Consider the following 18,115-nt stretch of genomic DNA (forward strand, 5'->3'; position numbering starts at 1 on the left):
CCTCCACTATAGATAAAGGCTCTTTTCTTAATAACATTGTTGCTTTCTCAGCTATTTTAGATGATTGCGGACCAATATACGGCTGCGAATTTTAAGAAAAGATGCCACGAAGTTAGTCTTTATACGTGTTCTAAGATATTACGAATAGCAACAAACTATACGAAAACAGCCTTTCTTAAACATTTTTGCTTTTTCATCTAGAACAAGGTACCATCTGCTAAATTTAAGAAAAGATGCCCCGAAGCCAGAATTAATATGTGATAAGCGATTGTACGAAAAACAACAATCTATGCGAAAACAGCCTAGACAAAAAAGGAAACAGCTTAAGATTCTTTATCTTTCACTATTTCCTGATGTTCAAGAAACATTATTTCTCATCCAATAAGAGCGGATGCTGAAAAATATCATATTCCTTATTTTTGTTTTTCAGTTCGTTTCCTTCCTGAAACACTTCTTCAAAGAATCGGCTTGCAGGTTCTGCGAGTTCCCTGTAGTAATCGCTGAAGAGAGAAGCTGCATGGTTGCCGAGCCACTTCTCTGGAAGCAGCTCTTCAGGGAGCCCTGGATCTGTAAATAAAAATTTTCTGTATTCATGGACGAGCTGTGTCCGTTCAACAAAGCATTCCGCATCTGTCATTTCACCCTGCAGAATTTTATTTTTATCAATAACATATTTCTGGCTGTATTCTGCTATGAATGCTTCATACCGTTTGTTGATTTCTTCCAGATCCCAGCATTCCTTCACAAGCCTCTCATTCTCACTTGGCCCGTGATATTCCGTAATGAAATAGTGGACAAACGGCCTGATTTCATATTTATCCATCAGGGCGTAAACTTCCTTCGTCAAATCATTCGGGGACAGCCAGCAGCTGTTGGAGATGGTTCCAAAACCGCTCCAAACGAGTTCTTTCCGAAGCTCATCCCGTATGTTCCGTTTTTCCTCCGGAATGGAATAAATCAGCATTCTCCATTTGCCGTCCCATTTATCCGGACTCAGCTTAAAGATCCTTTTTGCCGCTTCCTCCATCCTGACACTGCCGCGCTCTGTCAGAAAGTAGTGGCTTTTGTTCCCAATTTTCGTTGAAGTGACCCAGCCCTGTTTATGCATTCTGGATATGGCCGCTCTCACAGACTGCTCATTATGCCCAAACTCTTTTAAAAGACGGATCAGACTTCCAATCCATATTTCGTTTCCATAATGACGAATATAATCACCGTAAAGGGTGAATATCATTGACCTCGTGTTGATATTGCCATTCATAGTATTTCACGATCCTCTGCCTAAAAGTTGGAACTATTTTATCCTTTCATTTGACACCGAATGCTTTGTCTCTGTCAACCTCTTTGACTGAATTGTTCCAAAGCTTGTGTTTAGGAACTTCCAGGCGTTCTTCCTCATTCCTAATCAGCGTTCTCTACAATGACTGCGATCCCCTGACCGACCCCTATGCACATGGTTGCGAGCCCATATCTAGTTTTTTCTCTTTTCATTTCGTGAATCAAAGTTGTCAAAATTCTCGCTCCGCTTGCACCAAGAGGGTGACCGAACGCGATTGCCCCTCCATTTACATTCACCATTTCATTGTTTAGCCCAAGTTGCCTGATGCATTCAATGGACTGTGAAGCAAAGGCTTCGTTCAGTTCAGCGAGTCCAATATCTTCAATAGAAAGCTTTGCCCTTTTCAGCGCTTTTCTTACCGCATAAACAGGCCCTATCCCCATAATGGAAGGCTCAAGACCAGCTGCTGCAGACGCTCTGTATTTTACTAAAGGCTTCATCCCAAGCTCTTTTGCTTTTTCACTGCTCATAATCAAAAGAACTGCAGCCCCGTCATTGACGCCTGACGCATTTCCAGCTGTGATCGTTCCCCCCTGAAACAAAGGCTTCAATTGGCCAAGCTTTTCCAATGTGGTTTCAGGCCGTGGATGCTCGTCACGATCAACGACCCATTCCTTCCCTTTTCTGTCTTTGTAAACGACAGGTATGATTTCGTTCCTGAATTTCCCCTCGCGTATCGCTCTCTCTGCTTTTTGCTGGCTTTCAAAAGCAAACTGATCCTGTTCTTCTCTTGTGACCGAAAATCTTTCTGCTACGTTTTCAGCTGTTTGCGGCATAGAATCAGTTCCATACATTTCTTCAAGTCTTTTATTAATAAAACGCCAGCCGATTGTTGTATCCATCAGTTCCATATTGCCTCTTGGAAAATCCTGATCAGGCTTTGCCATAACAAGAGGCGCTCTTGTCATGCTTTCTGTTCCCCCTGCAATGAAAATGTCCCCTTCGCCTGCGATGATCGCTCTAGCTGCATAATTTACTGCATCAAGCCCTGAACCACACAGCCTGTTGATCGTTGTTCCAGCCACTTCAACTGGCAATCCTGACAGAAGACCGGCCATACGGGCGACGTTTCGGTTGTCTTCACCCGCCTGATTGGCATTTCCAAGAACCACTTCTTCAATTTCAGCAAGCGGCAGTTCCGGGTTTCTTTCTATGAGCCCTTTAATGGCAATCGCTCCGAGATCATCAGGCCTGATCGATTTTAATGCACCCTTATAGCGCCCAATCGGTGTTCGGACGGCATCGACTATTATTGCTTCACGCACGCTAAAGCCCCCCTCTTTTATCGTTTCACCATTTCCCAATTCGTATAATCATAGACCCCTTTGCCGCTCTTTCTGCCAAGCCTTCCTGCTTTAACATATTGAACAAGAAGCGGTGCAGGGCGGTATTTTTCTCCAAGAGTCTTGTGGAGATAGTTCAGATTATGAAGCCTTGTATCAAGACCAACAAGATCTCCGAGCTCAAACGGTCCCATCGGGTAATTCAGCCCAAGGCGGATGGCCTTGTCGATTTCTTCAGGTGTTCCAACACCTTCCTGGAGCATATAAAAGGCTTCATTGCCAACGAGCGCTGAAATTCTGCTCGTCACAAATCCCGGGAATTCCTTGATCGTAACTGTTTCTTTCCTCATTTGCTTTGCAGCCATTTCAATGGAAGCAGCTGTCTCATCACTTGTTTCAAGCCCTCTGACAATTTCAATAAGCGGCATTTTATGTACCGGGTTAAAGAAGTGCATCGCAATGACTTTCTCAGGTCTTCCTGTAAAAGAGCCAATTTCAGTTGGGCTCATGGTAGACGTGTTAGAAGCAAAAATGCAGTCCTCTTTCGCATATTTATCAAGCATTTCAAACACTTCTTTTTTGATGGACATGTTCTCTGGGACAGCTTCAATGATAAGGTCGGCTCTTTGAGATGCCCCTTCAATGCTATCAGTGTAATGCAGACGCTCATTGGCTGCATTAATCTGTTCCTGTGACAGAATGTTTCTGGCAGCAGCCTTTTCAAAAATCAAATCAATTTCCGCTTTGGCGCTGACTAAAGCTTCTTCCTTTAAATCAGCAAGGTAAACGTCGAAGCCTCCGACTGCAGAAACGTAAGCAATGCCTCTTCCCATTACACCGGAGCCAATAACAGCAATTTGCTGAATCATCGCTATCCATCCTTCCAAATTTTAATTGATATGAAGACGAGCAATTCTTCTTCCTTGAAGAATTGCTCGTTTTATTTAGATATTAAAGAAGTTCAACGGACGGTTTCCAAAGTAGGAGAGCACACTTTTCGTTTCCGTGTACAAATCCAGTGTTTCGATGCAAAGCTCTCTTCCAAAGCCTGATTGCTTGTAGCCTCCGAATGGGGTACCAGGGAACGCTGACATTGGGCTGTTTACCATCACAATTCCTGCTCTGATTTCGTTTGCTACACGGGTTGCACGTGCCTGATCTGTTGTCCAGATGGCTGATCCAAGTCCGAAGATTGTATCATTAGCGAGCTGAATCGCTTCTTTTTCATTGCTGAATTTAGAAACAACAACAACCGGTCCAAAGATTTCTTCCTGAACAACCTTCATGCTTTGATTTACATCTGTAATGACCGTTGGCTCATACCAAAAACCATCTTCATACCCTTCAATGGATGCTGCTTTGCCGCCTTCAAGGATTGTCGCACCTTCCTGCACAGCCGATTGGACATATCCGTCAATCGTTTCAAGCTGATCCTGGCTGATCACTGCCCCGACATGCGTTTCATCACTGAATGGATCGCCAAGCTTCAGTTTTTTTGTTTTTTCTACGAATTTTTCCATAAATTCTTCGTAAATGCTTTCTTCAATATATAAGCGCGATCTCGCTTCACAGGATTGGCCCGTGTTATAAAAAATGCCGTAAATAGAGCCTGCAACAGCCGCTTCAATATTGGCATCAGCGAAAACAATGTTCGGGGATTTTCCGCCAAGCTCTAGGGTAACTCGCTTTAATGTCTGGCTGGCTTTTGCCATAATGTCTTTCCCGATTGGTGTAGAGCCTGTAAAAGCAACTTTATCTACTTCAGGGTGTTCTACAAGGTAGTTACCAATCGTTGAACCTGCTCCTGGAAGCACGTTGACAACACCTGCCGGAACCCCTGCTTCATGGCAGATTTCCGTTAAAACAATGGCAGTCAGCGGGGTAAGGCTTGCCGGCTTCAGCACGACCGTACAGCCTGCCGCTATCGCAGGGGCTACCTTCCATGCAGCCATCATGAGCGGGTAGTTCCATGGAATGATCTGCGCACAAACTCCGACCGGCTCCTTTTGTGTGTAGTTGAAAAATTGCCCCGGTACATTGTTTACATGCCCTCTGTGACCCACAATTGCGCCTGCATAAAATTCAAAATCCTCGATCGCCTGCATTACCTGGCCTTGCGCCGCGGAAATGGATTTTCCTGTATCAAGGACTTCCAGCTCAACAAGCTCGTTGTATCTGGAACGCATAATGGATGCAATTTTGTTTAGCACACGAGCTCTTTTTCCGACAGCGGATTTTTTCCATTTGCCATGATCAAAGGCAGTTCTTGCTGCTTTTATAGCGCGGTCTGCATCTTCAAGAGTTGCCTTAGCAACAGCCGCTACAGCTTTTCCTGTTGCCGGGTTGTATGTAGTAAAGGTTTCTCCGGAAGTACTGCTTACTCTTTCCCCGTTAATGATTAGGTCGTAGCTTTCACGAATGGCTGGCAGCACCTCAAGCTTTTGTTCTTTTACAGTACTCATGTGATCCGCTCCTTTTTTTTAGCTATTCTTAATAGGTTATTTCCCTTGAAATACGGCATCCCGTTTTTCCAAAAAGGCCGAAACTCCTTCGTGATGATCCTTGGTAAGGCCCGCAATTCTTTGAGCAAACGCTTCTTTTTCTAGTATCTCTTCCAGGTTTAGTGACATGCTTTCCCGAAGTGTCCGTTTAATCAGCCCGATTGCTTTCGTTGGCATACTGGCAAGTTTCCCGGCAAACGCTTCTATTTCCTGTGACCAGTTCTCTGTTTCAATTACCTTCGTGACAAGGCCAAGCTCCTTCGCCTCTTTTGCGGAAATTTTCTCTCCTAAAATGGCAAGCTCAAGCGCTTTTGCTGCACCAACGATTTTCGGCAGGAAATGAAATTGTCCCGAATCAGGAACAAGACCGACATGAATAAAGGATTCTATGAAACTCGCTTTTTCTGAAGATAGCCGAAAATCACAGGCCAGTGCCAGGCTGAATCCTGCTCCCGCTGCTACGCCATTTACCGCAGCAATCACAGGCTTTTCAAGTCTTGCAAGCGCAAGAATCATAGGGTTGTATCGGTTTCTGAGAATCTCGCCATGATTTGTCACTTCGACTATGCCGCTTAAATCTTCACCAGAGCTAAAAGCTTTTCCCTCACCCGTAATAACAAGGCATCGGATGTTTTCGTCATTTGCTGTTATTTTCAAAGCATCCGTAATCTCTTCGTTCATTTGTTCCGTAAAGGCATTGTATTTTTCCGGCCTGTTCAAGGTCAGCCAGGCAATGCCGTTTTTTTGCTCAAATTTAATGCTCCCGTACATGCGAACCCCTACTTCCCTTTAAAGGATGGCTTTCGTTTTTCCAAAAAAGCCTGCATGCCCTCTTTCTGATCTTCAGAGGAAAACAGCAGATAAAAGTTCTTCCGTTCGAATTGCATTCCTTCATACACGCTATAGTCCAAAGCCTTATAAACGGATTCTTTAATCAATCGAATAGAAAGCGGAGCCTTTTCTGCAAGCCGTTCAGCAAACCGGATCGTCTCCTCCATCAATAACTCAGGGGCTACTACTTTATTCACAACTCCGTATTCTGAGGCTTCCTCAGCAGACATCATGTCACCGCTCCAAATGTAAGCAAGCGCCTTCGTTTTCCCTATTGCTTTTGTCAAGCGCTGCGTACCGCCTGCACCAGGCATAACACCAAGATTTACCTCAGGGAATCCAAACTTCGCGTTGTCAGAAGCAAACAGAAGATCGCAGGCAAGAGCCAGTTCGAATCCACCCCCGAGGGCAAAACCATTTACTGCACCGATGACCGGTTTTTTCACGAGACTGATTCTATCCCAATCAGCAAACTGGTTGGCGAGTTCCATCCCCATCGTGTTTTTATCTGCCATTTCATCAATGTCTGCCCCTGCAGCAAATGCTCTCCCATTACCTGTTAAAATCATCACTTTAATAGAATGGTCCAGGTCAAATTCTTCAAGAATCTGAACAATCTCTCGAATCATTGTGCGGTTTAGCGCATTTAAAACCTTCGGACGATTTAATTTGATCAGCCCGATGCCGCCTTCCTTTTCCGTTTCAATAAACTGAAACTTATCCATTCTGCTCCTCACCGAAGAAGAAGGTGACCAAATTTCCTGCGAATTTCATCACATCTTTTCCGGATGCTTTTGATTCTTCCGTTTTAGATGCTTCTTTAAATGCCTGTTTGTTTTCATAAAACATTTCACACATGAGGTAATATTCGCTTTCTCCCATCGGAGAGCCGACAATCTTAGTTACCTTTATATCTTGCAAGCCGGGAATTTTCTGAGTCAAAGGGATGTGCGTGTTGAAATAATAGTCATCAAAGCTTTGAGTGTCCTCAGGTTTTTTGAATAAGGCGATCATTTTAAACATGTCATCTTCTCCTTTTATTGGTTGTTTTCGCAAAGATTTTTGCTTTTCGTATCTTTTTATTACCCGCATAAAAATTAGCTTCGTGGCATCTTTTCTTAAAATTCATAGCTGTAGTTTCGCTTTATCTCTTGAATGGATGAAAAACAGTAAAGTCTAAGAAAAAAGCCTTTTACATTAGAGTAGATACTGGTTTCATCGCTTCAAACGGGTTCTTGCAGGACTTGCAATATAAAATGCTCCGGCATGCTGTCGGACCAAATATATTCTCCATTGTCGTATAGGCAGATCCGCAGTACGGGCAATCCACGGACCATTTCCCTTCTTCGCTGAAAAATTTAGGAGGCGGTGCAATTCCGAATTCCTTCAGCTTTTCTCTGCCTTCTTCTGTTACGCGGTCAGAGGTCCAGGGAGGTGTGTAAACGAATTCAGCCTGCGCCTTATCAATCCCAGGAAGATTAAGTACAGCGCTTTCAATATTCTTTTTAATAAACTCCAGGGCCGGACACCCCATGAAGGTAGGCAGCACTTTAATCACTGCAGTTCCAGATTCATAGTACACCGATTCGATCATGCCAAGCTCAATCACACTGACTGTATCGATTTCAGGATCTTTCACTTCCTGTAAGGCTTGAAGTATTTTCATCTGCATTTCGCTTGCTGTTACAGCCATCTTTTGTCCCCTGCTTTCCTGAAATGAGTGCCAGGATCCTACCACACAGCTGATGGATTGCTGCGATAAACTTCGGAGAGAGTCAGCAAAGCCTCTTCTAAATCGGCCGTATGCTCCCCTTCCCGGCCATTTCCTGACAGCATTTTGCACGGCGTGCGCTCAGGAAGGCGAACTGCCTCAAAGACAGGGCCAATTTTAGCGTAAAATCGCTGTTTCAAAAGCTCTTCTCCTTCGATTAGCCCGTGGCGAGCCATTTCTGCGCCCAGTTTCCCAAGCGTCATAACGCCTTCAAATTCATTCCACACTTTTTTGACGGCAGCTGTCATTCTGTCTCTGGCTTCCCCTTCTGACAGCGTCAGCTGCTTGAACCACGTTTCCCAGTGAAGCAGATGATAGTACTGCTCCATATTTATTTTGACAGCTGCATGGGATAGAGGTTCATAGGATGATTGTTTCAGAGATTCCAGTTTTATTTTCTTAAATAAGTCGTAAAAATAGTTCCTCACTACAGCAAAAGCCCAATCATAGCGAGGCTCTTCCATATAAGAGCCCGGTCCGTTCACTTCTTCAAGAAGGATCGCATTTTTTCTTTCCTCAGGCTTTCTCGCATGTGCGAGGACATCGGCGTTTCCATCACCCAGCTCTTCAAGAAGCTGATAATAAATGGCTGCATGCCCCATCGTATCCTGGCTGATGGAAGAGAAAGCTACATCCTCTTCAATGTGAGGAGCAAGCCCGAGCCACTCGGAACCTCTATAAGCTGTAATAAAGTCATCGTCTGCAAGCTGGAAAAGCAGTTCCACAAGGGCATTGTAGTACGCTTTATTTTCTTTAGCTGTTTCTGCTGTGATCTTGGTCATGTTTTTCCTCACCCCAGGACAAAATCTCTTTTTCATCAAGCATTTGCTGCTCATAACCGCGCCATTTTTTCTTTAAATAACCATAGCCTTTTGTTGTCCGGTAATCCTTGTTGTCCATTCTGTTCAGTGTTACCCGTTCTTCTTCATTCATTTTTCGGATATCGGTTCTTTTCACAACCCATATATCCACTACAGGTTCTCTTCTCATGAAGTTTTCCTGAGCCATGACAAGGGCAAGCTCATGATTCGGTGCCAGCAGGCTGAATTGGTATTGCATGGCCGCTGCATGTGTCCGCTTTGAGAAAACCTCGAAAACTTCAAAAAATTCCGTCTTTTTAGCTTCCTTTTCATCCATTCCTAAAACCCCTCACTACATGGCGTGCTGGCTTTTCATGTTGAGTGCATCCAGTACCCAATGATTGTTCTCGTAGGAAAGCCTTCTTAATTTGAGGCGTGCTTCTGATTTTGGCCCTTTGTTTTTCACAATTTGCTTAAATTCATTCCAATCAGGCTGCTTGTATATCCACAGTTCTTTTTCCTTATCGTAATGCATCGTTTCATCAGGCAGCTTCAGGCCGAGCGAAAGGACTCTCGGAATGTATTTCGTGAAGAAATCCTGACGAAGCTGTTCATTGGTTTTGGAACGGATTTTGTATTTAATCGTCGTATCCTGCTTGGAAGATCCTGTTGTTTCTGCCCCTGCTGGTCCAAAAAACATTAAGAGAGACGGCCACCAGCGGTCAATTGCCTCCTGGATCATCGCTTTTTGCTCTACTGTTCCTTCTGCGAGGGCAAGTATGATTGACTCACCGTGCTGAGCATGAAACACTTCCTCCGCACAGATTCTTTGCAACGCTCTTGCGTATGGTCCGTATGAAGCCCCCAGCATATTCGTTTGAGAAATAATAGCCGCTCCGTCTACAAGCCATCCGATTAAGCCGGCATCTCCCCAAGTTGGGGCTTCCATATGAAAGACATTATGAAACTTCAAATCTCCGCTGAACAAATCTTCCATAATATTTTCACGTGTTTTTCCAAGCGGCGCCATTAAATCTTCCGCTACACGAAGCAGAAGCTGCCCGTGCCCCATTTCGTCCTGAACCTTTGCCATGATGCCTAATTTTCTGCGCAAGGTTGGCGCCTTCGGAACCCATTCCTTTTCTGGAAGCGCTCCCATTATTTCGCTGATGCCATGCATGGATATCAGTTTGATCAGGGTCATCCGATAATCTTCCGGCATCCAGTCATCTGCTTCGATTTTTTCCCCTGCTGCAATTCGTTTCATAAACCGTTCATACTTTTCCTCTTCTGTCCGATGATGAAAGGCAGACATTGTTGTCACTTTTAGCGAACCCCCAATAATATTATGACGTTTATATAACGTATTATATTTTATCATCATATTATATTCAAGTTTTTTCTTTCCTGCTACTTGGCGGCACTGCTTCTGCGAACATCAATGACCCGTACCGCTTTCCCTTCAGACCTTGGAATGGATCTTGGCGCGAGCACCTCAATTTGCATGGAAACGAGACAGAAGGTTTTCAGATGGTGCATTATTTCTTTTACAAGCCTCTTCACTCTCTCATGCTGCAGATCCTGAAGAATTTCCGCGTAAAGGTCTTCCGTCATTTCCACCTTCAGTGAAATCTCGTCCAGATGCCCGCGTTTTGAGAGTTCCAGCTGATAATGAGGGGCTAGCTCTTTCATTGTCATTAAACAATGCTCAATTTCAGACGGAAATACATTCACTCCCCTGATGATTAGCATGTCATCGATCCGGCCTTTTACACGTGACATTCTGACCGTTGTTCTCCCGCAGGAGCATTTCTCTCTCGTAATGGATGCAATATCACCGGTTCTGTAACGGAGTACAGGAATGGCTTCCTTTTTCAAGCTCGTAAAAACAAGCTCTCCATATTCCCCATCCGGCAGCGGTTCAAGTGTATTCGGATCAATCACCTCTACTAGAAAATGATCTTCGGCAATATGAAGTCCGTTTTGTGCCTCATGGCATTCCACAGCAACCCCAGGTCCAATGACTTCACTTAACCCGTAAATATCACAAGCTTTTATATTAAAAATCTTTTCAAGCGTTTTTCTCATTTCCTCTGACCATGGCTCAGCCCCAAAAATTCCGTATCTCAAGCTTGTTTGGCCCGGGTCTTTGCCAAGCTCTATCATTCTTTCAGCGATATTCAAAGCATAAGATGGGGTTGCACAGATCACATCCGGCTTTAAATCTTCTATTAACGTAATCTGTCTGTCCGTGTTTCCAGTTGAAACCGGAACAACTGTAATGCCAAGCTTTTCTCCTCCTCCGTGAAGGCCAAGGCCGCCTGTAAAAAGGCCATAGCCATAAGCATTATGAAGAAGATCCTCGCGCTTCCCTCCAGCAATCGTAATCGCCCGTGCAACAATATCCGTCCAATGGTGAATGTCATTACGTGTGTATCCAATAATCGTCGGCTTCCCGCTTGTTCCGCTTGATGCATGAATCCTAATCAAATCTTCCTTGTCAGCTGCAAATAAACCAAATGGATAGTGATTTCTCAAATCCTTTTTCGTTGTAAAAGGAAGCTTCTGCAAATCTACTAAATGGGTTATGCTCTCCTCATCCACGCCTCTTTTCTCCAGCTGCTCCTTATAAAACGGCACCTTCTTACTAACAAGCTGAACTGTCTTCTTTAAGTCTCTTATCTGCTGCCTCTCGATTTCTTCCCGATCCGATGTTTCAATTGTATGAAGTATCACCCATTCATCCTCCATTCATAAATAAAGCGCTTACATATATAATATGACGTTTAATTATCGTCGTTTAATTAAACGTCATATCGTTGTGTTCAGAATACATCCTTTTTGAAGGTGATGTCAATTAGTGATTTTTGAGTTTTATATGCTTTACCTCTCTTACGGAAGGAAAAAATCCTTACTCTTTAAAGAATAAGGATCCTATATTCTATCGATCAAGTTTAACAAGCTCAGCATCCTCATTTTGACGGTCCAAAATTAGATCTCTTAAAATGTTAGATCCAAGCATGCTATATACAGTTCCGTTTCCGCCATAACCAAGCAGATAATACTGACGCTCTTTGTGCGGATGTTTTCCGATGAAAGGAAGGTTATCGAGTGATTCGCCGAAACTCGCTCCCCAAGAATAAGCAACATTTATAGAAAGATCAGGAAACAGCTTTCTTAGCTCATTCTGAATACGCTGACCGCGATTTACAATCCATTCTTCACTTTGCGGAGCTTCTGGCTTATCCTCATCCAGCCCGCCTGCAATAATACAGTTATCAACGGTTGTCCTCAGATAAAGGTATGGCCGCTTCGTTTCCCAGATTATCGCCCTATCCTCCCATGAAGACAAGTCTTCAATGGGTTCAGTCGCAATAGCATAGGAACGGTTTATGTCTGATCCTATTTTTTCATCAATCGGAATCGTGTCATAGCCTGTAGCATAAATAATATTTGATGCCGAGAAAGGGCCGATGGATGTGTGCAGCAGAATACCGCTACCTTGCTCTTCAACCTCTTTAGCTTCAGTATGCTCAAATAAATGAACACCTTTCTGCTCTAAATATTCTAAAATGCCCTGAATAAAACGGTATGGATTAACTTCTGCATCTCCATATGTAATCAGTGCAGCAGGTTTCACAAATGGCAAGTGCTCCTTCATTTCTTCTTCAGTCCAATATTCTGCTGGAAATCCATGCTTGATTAATGCTTCATATTCTTTTTGCAGCTTTTGTACATGTTCCTTAGTGCTTGCATAACAGATGCTTTTCCGTCTGATCAAATCAGTGTCGCGTAAAAGAGTGTCCGATACGCCTTCCAGCTGATCCACAGCTTTCTGACAAAGCTTATAAAATTTCACAGCTTTTTTTTCGCCAATTTGTTCGATCAATTCGTGAAGCATAATATCATTTGAAAACTGAAGCAGTCCAGTATTTGCAGATGAACTTCCTCCTGCCATCTCCCGCTTATCAACAATTGCAATATGTAAACCTTCCTGTGCAAGAGTATAAGCAGTCAAAGCGCCGGACATTCCTCCTCCCACTATTACTGCATCATAATGTTTATCTATTTTCTGTTTCCCCTTAAAGACTTGTTCCCCTTCTAGTGTCGTAGGCCAAAAAAGACTGCCGTTATGCAAGTCCATAAACTTTCCTCCTAAATTCACTTCATCTACTACTCTTACCCTTTCTCATAGTAAAATGAAACGGAGAAGTGCTTTAAAGGCTGTTTTCGCAAACTTTGTTATTATAGGAATTACTGGCAATATGAAAAAAAACCTCATTTCAACTGTTACAAGACAGCGGATCCATTCCTCAATCGATAAAAAAAGAGCTGATCATTGGCAAGCACACATTTTTCTTAAAAATGGAACCTGTTTTGAACGTATCTTTCCTGACTTCATATATTGTATGGAGAGGAGGGATAATCAAATGGATCGCTTGATTCTCTTAATGTTAGCTAGCATTTTGGCTGGCTTTGCTTTATTGAAAGCTCCTATTGCAGGTACTTTCTTAGCTGGGATCTCACCGGTGACAAACGTCATCGGATTGCTCGCAATTGTAGTATTCTCCCTTTATTTAATCTATAAAGGTGTCATGGCACTTTTCGGTAAGTAGCAATAAAAAGGAAAAGACTCAGAGTTTTTTCTGAGTCTTTTCGGGGTCAAACCTTATACATAAGTTTTAAAGAACTTGAATAGAGGCTATGAATAGGCTGCTCGATTTTTCAGGCTGATGTTTTTTTGCAGTTACTTTACCCTTATAAATCATGTTTCCGTTTGATAGATCATAGACGGAAAGAGAAACTTCAGAATGATCTTCCCCGGCGTTTGCCATGTAAAGCTTATTATGGCTTACCATCGATCTGTCCATTGCAGGAAACTCGTAATTCTTTATAACCCTCTGCGATTTCAAATCATAGATAACCACTCGGACATTCTGATTAATCCTCCCTATGAAATAAAGGTTTGAACCTTCTGTATAACGAAGAAGTCGCCCTTCATTCCTTTTGGAGGTTCAATCTTGGTTTTCATCCCGGTTTCAATATCAACTGCATTGTAGTCTCTCGAGGATTCAACTGACCCATCATCTCTCTCTTTTTCGTTACTAATTGAAGTTGAAAAAACGATGGATCTATTGGGAGCATTAGGCTCCGTCTGTTCTACTTGTGAAAGTTGAATGGACTGGTTTTCTTTTACTTCGCCTTGTTTCCAGACTAGTTCATCCTTCATAAACTTTTTTTCTTTTAAAGAAAAACTGTAAATATGGATGCTGTCTCCATTGTCGCTATTATGAGTGACAATTTTCAGCTGATTCTGTATCCTTTAGACATCCTGCACGCTGATATTATAGTAGGATTCTTTTTTATCCTGAGGAATGGCTGATTGGAATTCGAGCGTATCCTTATCTTTTTTGCTGTAAACAGAAATAACTACTGGGAAAGACTTTTTATCCGCTTTGTTCCGAGATTGAGGGATTGTGGCACTTACCAGCCATTTTTGGTCCAACCAGCCTCTTTTCCTCTCATAAAATCTCGATATCTTTTTCTCAGATCATCAATAGCATTGGGCTTATTTTTGTGCGGCTTTATCTAAATTACCAGAGGGTTTTTTTATAAACATTAGGATACATATAAGAACATTGTCGAATACTTGGCATGTTAGACTTGAAGGGATTTTGTCCCTTTTGTAGAAATAAATAGAATAATCAAAAAGCTTGGCATGAATAAACTAGGAGGCTGAATGTATGTTCAAGAGTCGTTTATTCAAGAATGTCCTTCAAGGATTGCCGCACAAAGAACAAAATGTTTGTGAGCATAGACTTGTAAAGGTAATAAAACGTTTAAAAATTGAGGATTACACGTTCAATTGGGACCGCAATAGCTGCTTTATTGATTTTTTTTATAAGCAAGAATCGTACAGGCTTGAACATTCTCTTGAAAAAGCAAAAGAGAAAGGCATTGTATTAAGGAACGGAATGGACTGCTTAAATGAGCTGACTGAATCCCTTGAAGACCTTTGTGCTATTATTGAAAGAGGAACTTATCGTTTTGAAACGTGGATCGCAGGTATGAAGCAAATACCCCTTGTACACGAGACACCTGAATACCACGAAGAATTTCAAATTCGATATCGTGCACTGGGGAAAAATCGTTATCCCCAATATCAACACGATGAGGAGTTCGTTCCATTTCATCCTGAATCTAATTTAAGAGATGTAAATGAAATAGAGAATATGCAGCGTAAATATTAAAGGGAATAGAAAGATGCATCTGCAAAGGGTTTTCTGCTCTTCACCCCCCTCATATTGTTAAAAAGCAATTAAAAATACTAAAGATTGTAAGACCGACTTTTTAAAGGTTGGTCTTTTTTTATGAAGCCATTATATGTTCGTCTTCTAGTTTATAGTAGAATCTTTATTTACATGTAACAAAAAAGAGGCTTTTCAAAAGTTCATAAGAACTTAAGAGAAGCCTCTTTTATTATTTTCCTGGGTTACATCATTCTACCTATTCATGAATAAAAAGCAATGGTTTTACTAGTTTTCCTTCTTAGTAAAAATACTATGAGCAAAAGTATGAGCAAATTTGAATAGCGGTTAACTGTAAACAATTAGCCGCTATAGTTATTGATCTTGCCAGTATCATAACCCTTTAAAAAATACATGAGCTTGTCTTCCCCTTGTCTGCCTTCAGACCAACGAATGGGCTCATACTAGTCCTGTTCATAGACAAACCTGAAACCCCCATTTCCTTCATAATCCTATAGATATCCAAGATTCTTTTCTGAATCATCCTCAAATATCTTTCTGCAAGGAGGGAGTGAACAGATTATCTAAATCATAGTCCCTATTTCGTATTCAAACATGGTCAATAAACCCACCCTTAATAAAAAAGGCTAATAGTAAAAACTAGTTAATTAACCATTTAATATGAACGAACGCCACTCGTTAGTAAAATAACAAACTGCCTAATCTCCACCTATTAAATGAATTTACGGAAAATAACAGTGTGTAAAACTAGTCATACTTCTTGGAGACATTTGTTCTTAAGAGACAAACACACATATTATATAGATTTGGTCAAGTATCAGGTTCCTTCTTTATAGAGGTGAATATAAATATAATTAATCGGACATGCAGGGCCAAATTTACAAAACTGTAGAAGGGTGAAATATCATGAATTTTGGAATTGAAATAACCATCTTTGTATTTATTACGACCATGCTGGTCATATTTTGGAGGCCAAAGGGCATAAATGAAGCTTGGCCGGCAACTATTGGCGCAGTGATCATTATCCTGACAGGCATTGTATCCCGTGAGGACATTTTGGATATAATCAATAAAATTGGCGGAGCCTCTATTACCATTATCGCAACAATTGTTATGGCCGTCATATTAGAAAGTTTCGGTTTTTTTCAATGGGTAGCTGCACGGCTGGCAAACTTGGCTAAAGGTTCAGGCTACCGTCTATATTGGTACATCCAGTTGTTATGCTTTTTGATGACACTATTATTTAATAATGATGGAAGCATCTTGATTACTACTCCGATTTTAATTATCCTCCTTAAAAACCTTAGGTTAAAACATCATGAACAAGTTCCCTATCTTTTAAGCGGAGCACTTATTGCAACTGCCTCCAGTGCACCAATTGGTGTAAGTAACATCGTCAATTTAATTGCATTGAAAATAGTTCACATGACGCTTTATATGCATACAGCCATGATGTTTGTGCCAGCAACATTAGGATTGTTATTTATGTCTTTGTTAATGTTTATCGTTTTGCGGAGTAAATTACCAAAAAAACTGCCCAGTTCAGCACATGATATAGAAGAAATGTTTTTTACGAAGAATTTCCATCCGTTAAAAGGAAAACTATCTGTTGAAACAAAAAAGAAACGAAATAAATTTATGCTGAAGCTATTGCTGTTTGTTTTTGTTATACGCTGTCTGCTTTTTGTTGCATCTTTTCTCGCTATTCCAATTGAAATAGTTGCGGTACTAGGATCACTTATCCTGTTAGTATGGAGATGGTACCATTTACGCACGAACCCCATAGATATCTTGCAAAAGACTCCTTTCCACATTCTAATTTTTGCCTTCTCGATGTATGTCATTATATTTGGACTCCACAATTCGGGACTTACAGCGTTTCTTGTGGGAATAAGTGAACCCATTGTAAACCAAGGTTTGTTTTATGCGAGCTTTACCATGGGGGGATTGGTTTCCATTCTCTCTAACTTATTTAATAATCATCCAGCTTTAATGATTGGAACCATTACCTTAACAGAAATGGGACTGGATCCAATTACATTAAAGACCATCTATCTTGCGAATATTATTGGGAGTGATATAGGATCATTATTATTGCCTATCGGAACACTTGCCTCACTTATTTGGATGCATATCCTAAAACAAAATAAGATTAAAGTAAAATGGAAGGATTATTTAAGCGTAACATTGATCGTGATCCCAATTACCACAATTGTCACATTGTTTTTATTATTTTATTGGGTTCAACTGGTATTTGCCTAATTAACCTAATTTAGATTTCTGCCATAGTTTATATGTATGAGAAATAGGTTTTTTCCTTACTCAAAAGGCTTTTTTAAAAAGCCTTTTTTGTTTTACTTCCTATGTTACATGAAAGAAATTTATAAAGTCTATTTCCTAAAGACACTTTATAAGGAGACCTCTAATTTATGCAGCAAGTAAATGATATGCTTATTTTGCCCTGCAGTACACCTGCTTTTTGACGCTTTTGATCAATAATCGCACGAGTCAAAAGCAGGCCAGTCGCTTTTCTCTCGTTCACTTCTAAGAAACTGGCTGTTCAGGATTTTATAAATAACCACATAAAAAAAGCCCGAACATCGGTCCTTTTTAAAGGTTTCCATTATTCGGGTTATAGTCTAGTAGTCTATTAATCTGTGTTTAGCAAGCAATTATTTGGAGTTTGTTATCAAATCTTAATTCTTTGAATTCATTTCTTGCTTATTATTTTTTCGAACCCTTGCTGCCATTCGAGCCTTTGTTTCCTTTCGCTCTCTTGCTGCCATTGGATCCTTTGCTTCCTTTTGAACCCTTGCTGCCATTTGAGCCTTTGTTTCCTTTCGAGCCCTTGCTGCCATTGGAACCTTTGTTTCCTTTCGAGCCCTTGCTGCCGTTGGACCCTTTGTTTCCTTTCGAGCCCTTGCTGCCATTGGAACCTTTGTTTCCTTTCGAGCCCTTGCTGCCGTTGGACCCTTTGCTTCCTTTCGATCCCTTACTGCCGTTTGAACCTTTGCTTCCTTTCGAGCCCTTGCTGCCATTGGAACCTTTGTTTCCTTTCGAGCCCTTGCTGCCGTTGGACCCTTTGTTTCCTTTCGAGCCCTTGCTGCCATTGGAACCTTTGTTTCCTTTCGAGCCCTTGCTGCCGTTGGACCCTTTGCTTCCTTTCGATCCCTTGCTGCCGTTTGAACCTTTGCTTCCTTTCGAGCCCTTGCTGCCATTGGAACCTTTGTTTCCTTTCGAGCCCTTGCTGCCGTTGGACCCTTTGTTTCCTTTCGAGCCCTTGCTGCCGTTTGAACCTTTGTTTCCTTTCGAGCCCTTGCT

General features: G+C 41.8%; 20 protein-coding genes. 3 read left to right on the forward strand and 17 right to left on the reverse strand.

What is annotated here, in order from left to right; genetic code table 11:
- Positions 1-367 precede the first annotated feature (367 nt).
- The 13 genes from paaX to ACOT8F_RS20080 all read right to left on the reverse strand — a co-directional run bounded on the left by paaX (position 368) and on the right by ACOT8F_RS20080 (position 12,669).
- Entirely contained in the window at positions 368-1,249 is an 882-nt protein-coding gene (gene paaX, locus ACOT8F_RS20020) for a phenylacetic acid degradation operon negative regulatory protein PaaX (protein WP_421653706.1), read from the reverse strand.
- 152 nt (positions 1,250-1,401) lie between these two features.
- Positions 1,402-2,604: an acetyl-CoA C-acyltransferase gene (locus tag ACOT8F_RS20025; RefSeq protein ID WP_421653687.1), complete on the reverse strand. Its 1,203-nt coding sequence runs from the start codon at positions 2,602-2,604 to the stop codon at positions 1,402-1,404.
- Between the two features lie 17 nt (positions 2,605-2,621).
- Entirely contained in the window at positions 2,622-3,491 is an 870-nt protein-coding gene (locus ACOT8F_RS20030; protein WP_421653688.1) for a 3-hydroxyacyl-CoA dehydrogenase, read from the reverse strand.
- 75 nt (positions 3,492-3,566) lie between these two features.
- Entirely contained in the window at positions 3,567-5,084 is a 1,518-nt protein-coding gene (locus ACOT8F_RS20035; RefSeq protein ID WP_421653689.1) for an aldehyde dehydrogenase family protein, read from the reverse strand.
- 36 nt (positions 5,085-5,120) lie between these two features.
- Entirely contained in the window at positions 5,121-5,894 is a 774-nt protein-coding gene (locus ACOT8F_RS20040) for an enoyl-CoA hydratase-related protein (RefSeq protein ID WP_421653690.1), read from the reverse strand.
- Between the two features lie 8 nt (positions 5,895-5,902).
- Positions 5,903-6,679: an enoyl-CoA hydratase-related protein gene (locus ACOT8F_RS20045; protein ID WP_421653691.1), complete on the reverse strand. Its 777-nt coding sequence runs from the start codon at positions 6,677-6,679 to the stop codon at positions 5,903-5,905.
- Positions 6,672-6,977 (reverse strand): EthD family reductase, encoded by a 306-nt coding sequence (locus ACOT8F_RS20050; protein WP_421653692.1) that lies wholly within the window; start codon positions 6,975-6,977, stop codon positions 6,672-6,674. The genes ACOT8F_RS20045 and ACOT8F_RS20050 overlap by 8 nt, the downstream gene beginning before the upstream one ends.
- 169 nt (positions 6,978-7,146) lie before the next feature.
- Complete coding sequence (paaD, locus tag ACOT8F_RS20055) at positions 7,147-7,647, reverse strand: 1,2-phenylacetyl-CoA epoxidase subunit PaaD (RefSeq protein ID WP_421653693.1); 501 nt, start codon at positions 7,645-7,647, stop codon at positions 7,147-7,149.
- A gap of 38 nt (positions 7,648-7,685) precedes the next feature.
- Positions 7,686-8,507: a 1,2-phenylacetyl-CoA epoxidase subunit PaaC gene (gene paaC, locus ACOT8F_RS20060; protein WP_421653694.1), complete on the reverse strand. Its 822-nt coding sequence runs from the start codon at positions 8,505-8,507 to the stop codon at positions 7,686-7,688.
- Positions 8,479-8,862, reverse strand: coding sequence for a 1,2-phenylacetyl-CoA epoxidase subunit PaaB (gene paaB, locus ACOT8F_RS20065; protein ID WP_421653695.1), 384 nt, complete (start codon positions 8,860-8,862; stop codon positions 8,479-8,481). The genes paaC and paaB overlap by 29 nt, the downstream gene beginning before the upstream one ends.
- A gap of 15 nt (positions 8,863-8,877) precedes the next feature.
- Positions 8,878-9,840 carry a 1,2-phenylacetyl-CoA epoxidase subunit PaaA gene (paaA, locus tag ACOT8F_RS20070; protein ID WP_421653707.1) on the reverse strand — a complete coding sequence of 321 codons (963 nt, stop codon included), beginning with the start codon at positions 9,838-9,840 and terminating at the stop codon, positions 8,878-8,880.
- A 95-nt stretch (positions 9,841-9,935) separates the two neighbouring features.
- Positions 9,936-11,261 carry a phenylacetate--CoA ligase family protein gene (locus ACOT8F_RS20075; RefSeq protein WP_421653696.1) on the reverse strand — a complete coding sequence of 442 codons (1,326 nt, stop codon included), beginning with the start codon at positions 11,259-11,261 and terminating at the stop codon, positions 9,936-9,938.
- A gap of 205 nt (positions 11,262-11,466) precedes the next feature.
- Complete coding sequence (locus ACOT8F_RS20080; RefSeq protein ID WP_421653697.1) at positions 11,467-12,669, reverse strand: NAD(P)/FAD-dependent oxidoreductase; 1,203 nt, start codon at positions 12,667-12,669, stop codon at positions 11,467-11,469.
- Positions 12,670-12,955: 286 nt separating this feature from the next.
- Between ACOT8F_RS20080 and ACOT8F_RS20085 the strand changes: the two genes are divergently transcribed.
- Positions 12,956-13,141, forward strand: a complete 186-nt coding sequence (locus ACOT8F_RS20085) for a hypothetical protein (RefSeq protein ID WP_421653698.1) — start codon at positions 12,956-12,958, stop codon at positions 13,139-13,141.
- A 66-nt stretch (positions 13,142-13,207) separates the two neighbouring features.
- Here the strand turns inward: ACOT8F_RS20085 and ACOT8F_RS20090 are convergent, their stop codons facing one another.
- From ACOT8F_RS20090 to ACOT8F_RS20100, 3 genes are all read right to left on the reverse strand, one after another.
- Positions 13,208-13,396: a hypothetical protein gene (locus ACOT8F_RS20090; RefSeq protein ID WP_421653699.1), complete on the reverse strand. Its 189-nt coding sequence runs from the start codon at positions 13,394-13,396 to the stop codon at positions 13,208-13,210.
- Between the two features lie 80 nt (positions 13,397-13,476).
- The gene (locus ACOT8F_RS20095; RefSeq protein WP_421653700.1) at positions 13,477-13,755 is read right to left on the reverse strand and encodes a hypothetical protein; all 279 of its coding nucleotides are present in this window, start codon (positions 13,753-13,755) and stop codon (positions 13,477-13,479) included.
- Between the two features lie 93 nt (positions 13,756-13,848).
- Positions 13,849-14,031 carry a hypothetical protein gene (locus ACOT8F_RS20100; RefSeq protein ID WP_421653701.1) on the reverse strand — a complete coding sequence of 61 codons (183 nt, stop codon included), beginning with the start codon at positions 14,029-14,031 and terminating at the stop codon, positions 13,849-13,851.
- 238 nt (positions 14,032-14,269) lie between these two features.
- Here ACOT8F_RS20100 and ACOT8F_RS20105 point away from each other — a divergent pair, with 238 nt between their 5' ends.
- Together ACOT8F_RS20105 and ACOT8F_RS20110 are read left to right on the forward strand one after the other, a co-directional pair.
- A complete protein-coding gene (locus ACOT8F_RS20105; protein WP_421653702.1) occupies positions 14,270-14,776 on the forward strand; it encodes a hypothetical protein in 507 nt (168 codons plus the stop codon).
- Between the two features lie 924 nt (positions 14,777-15,700).
- Positions 15,701-17,056, forward strand: a complete 1,356-nt coding sequence (locus tag ACOT8F_RS20110) for an arsenic transporter (RefSeq protein ID WP_421653703.1) — start codon at positions 15,701-15,703, stop codon at positions 17,054-17,056.
- Between the two features lie 462 nt (positions 17,057-17,518).
- Here the strand turns inward: ACOT8F_RS20110 and ACOT8F_RS20115 are convergent.
- A partial coding sequence (locus tag ACOT8F_RS20115) for a hypothetical protein (protein ID WP_421653704.1) occupies positions 17,519-18,115 on the reverse strand: 597 nt, incomplete at its 5' end.

It is taken from the genome of Chryseobacillus diguaensis, from assembly GCF_049220665.1.
Classification (GTDB): Bacteria; Bacillota; Bacilli; order Bacillales; family Bacillaceae; genus Metabacillus_B.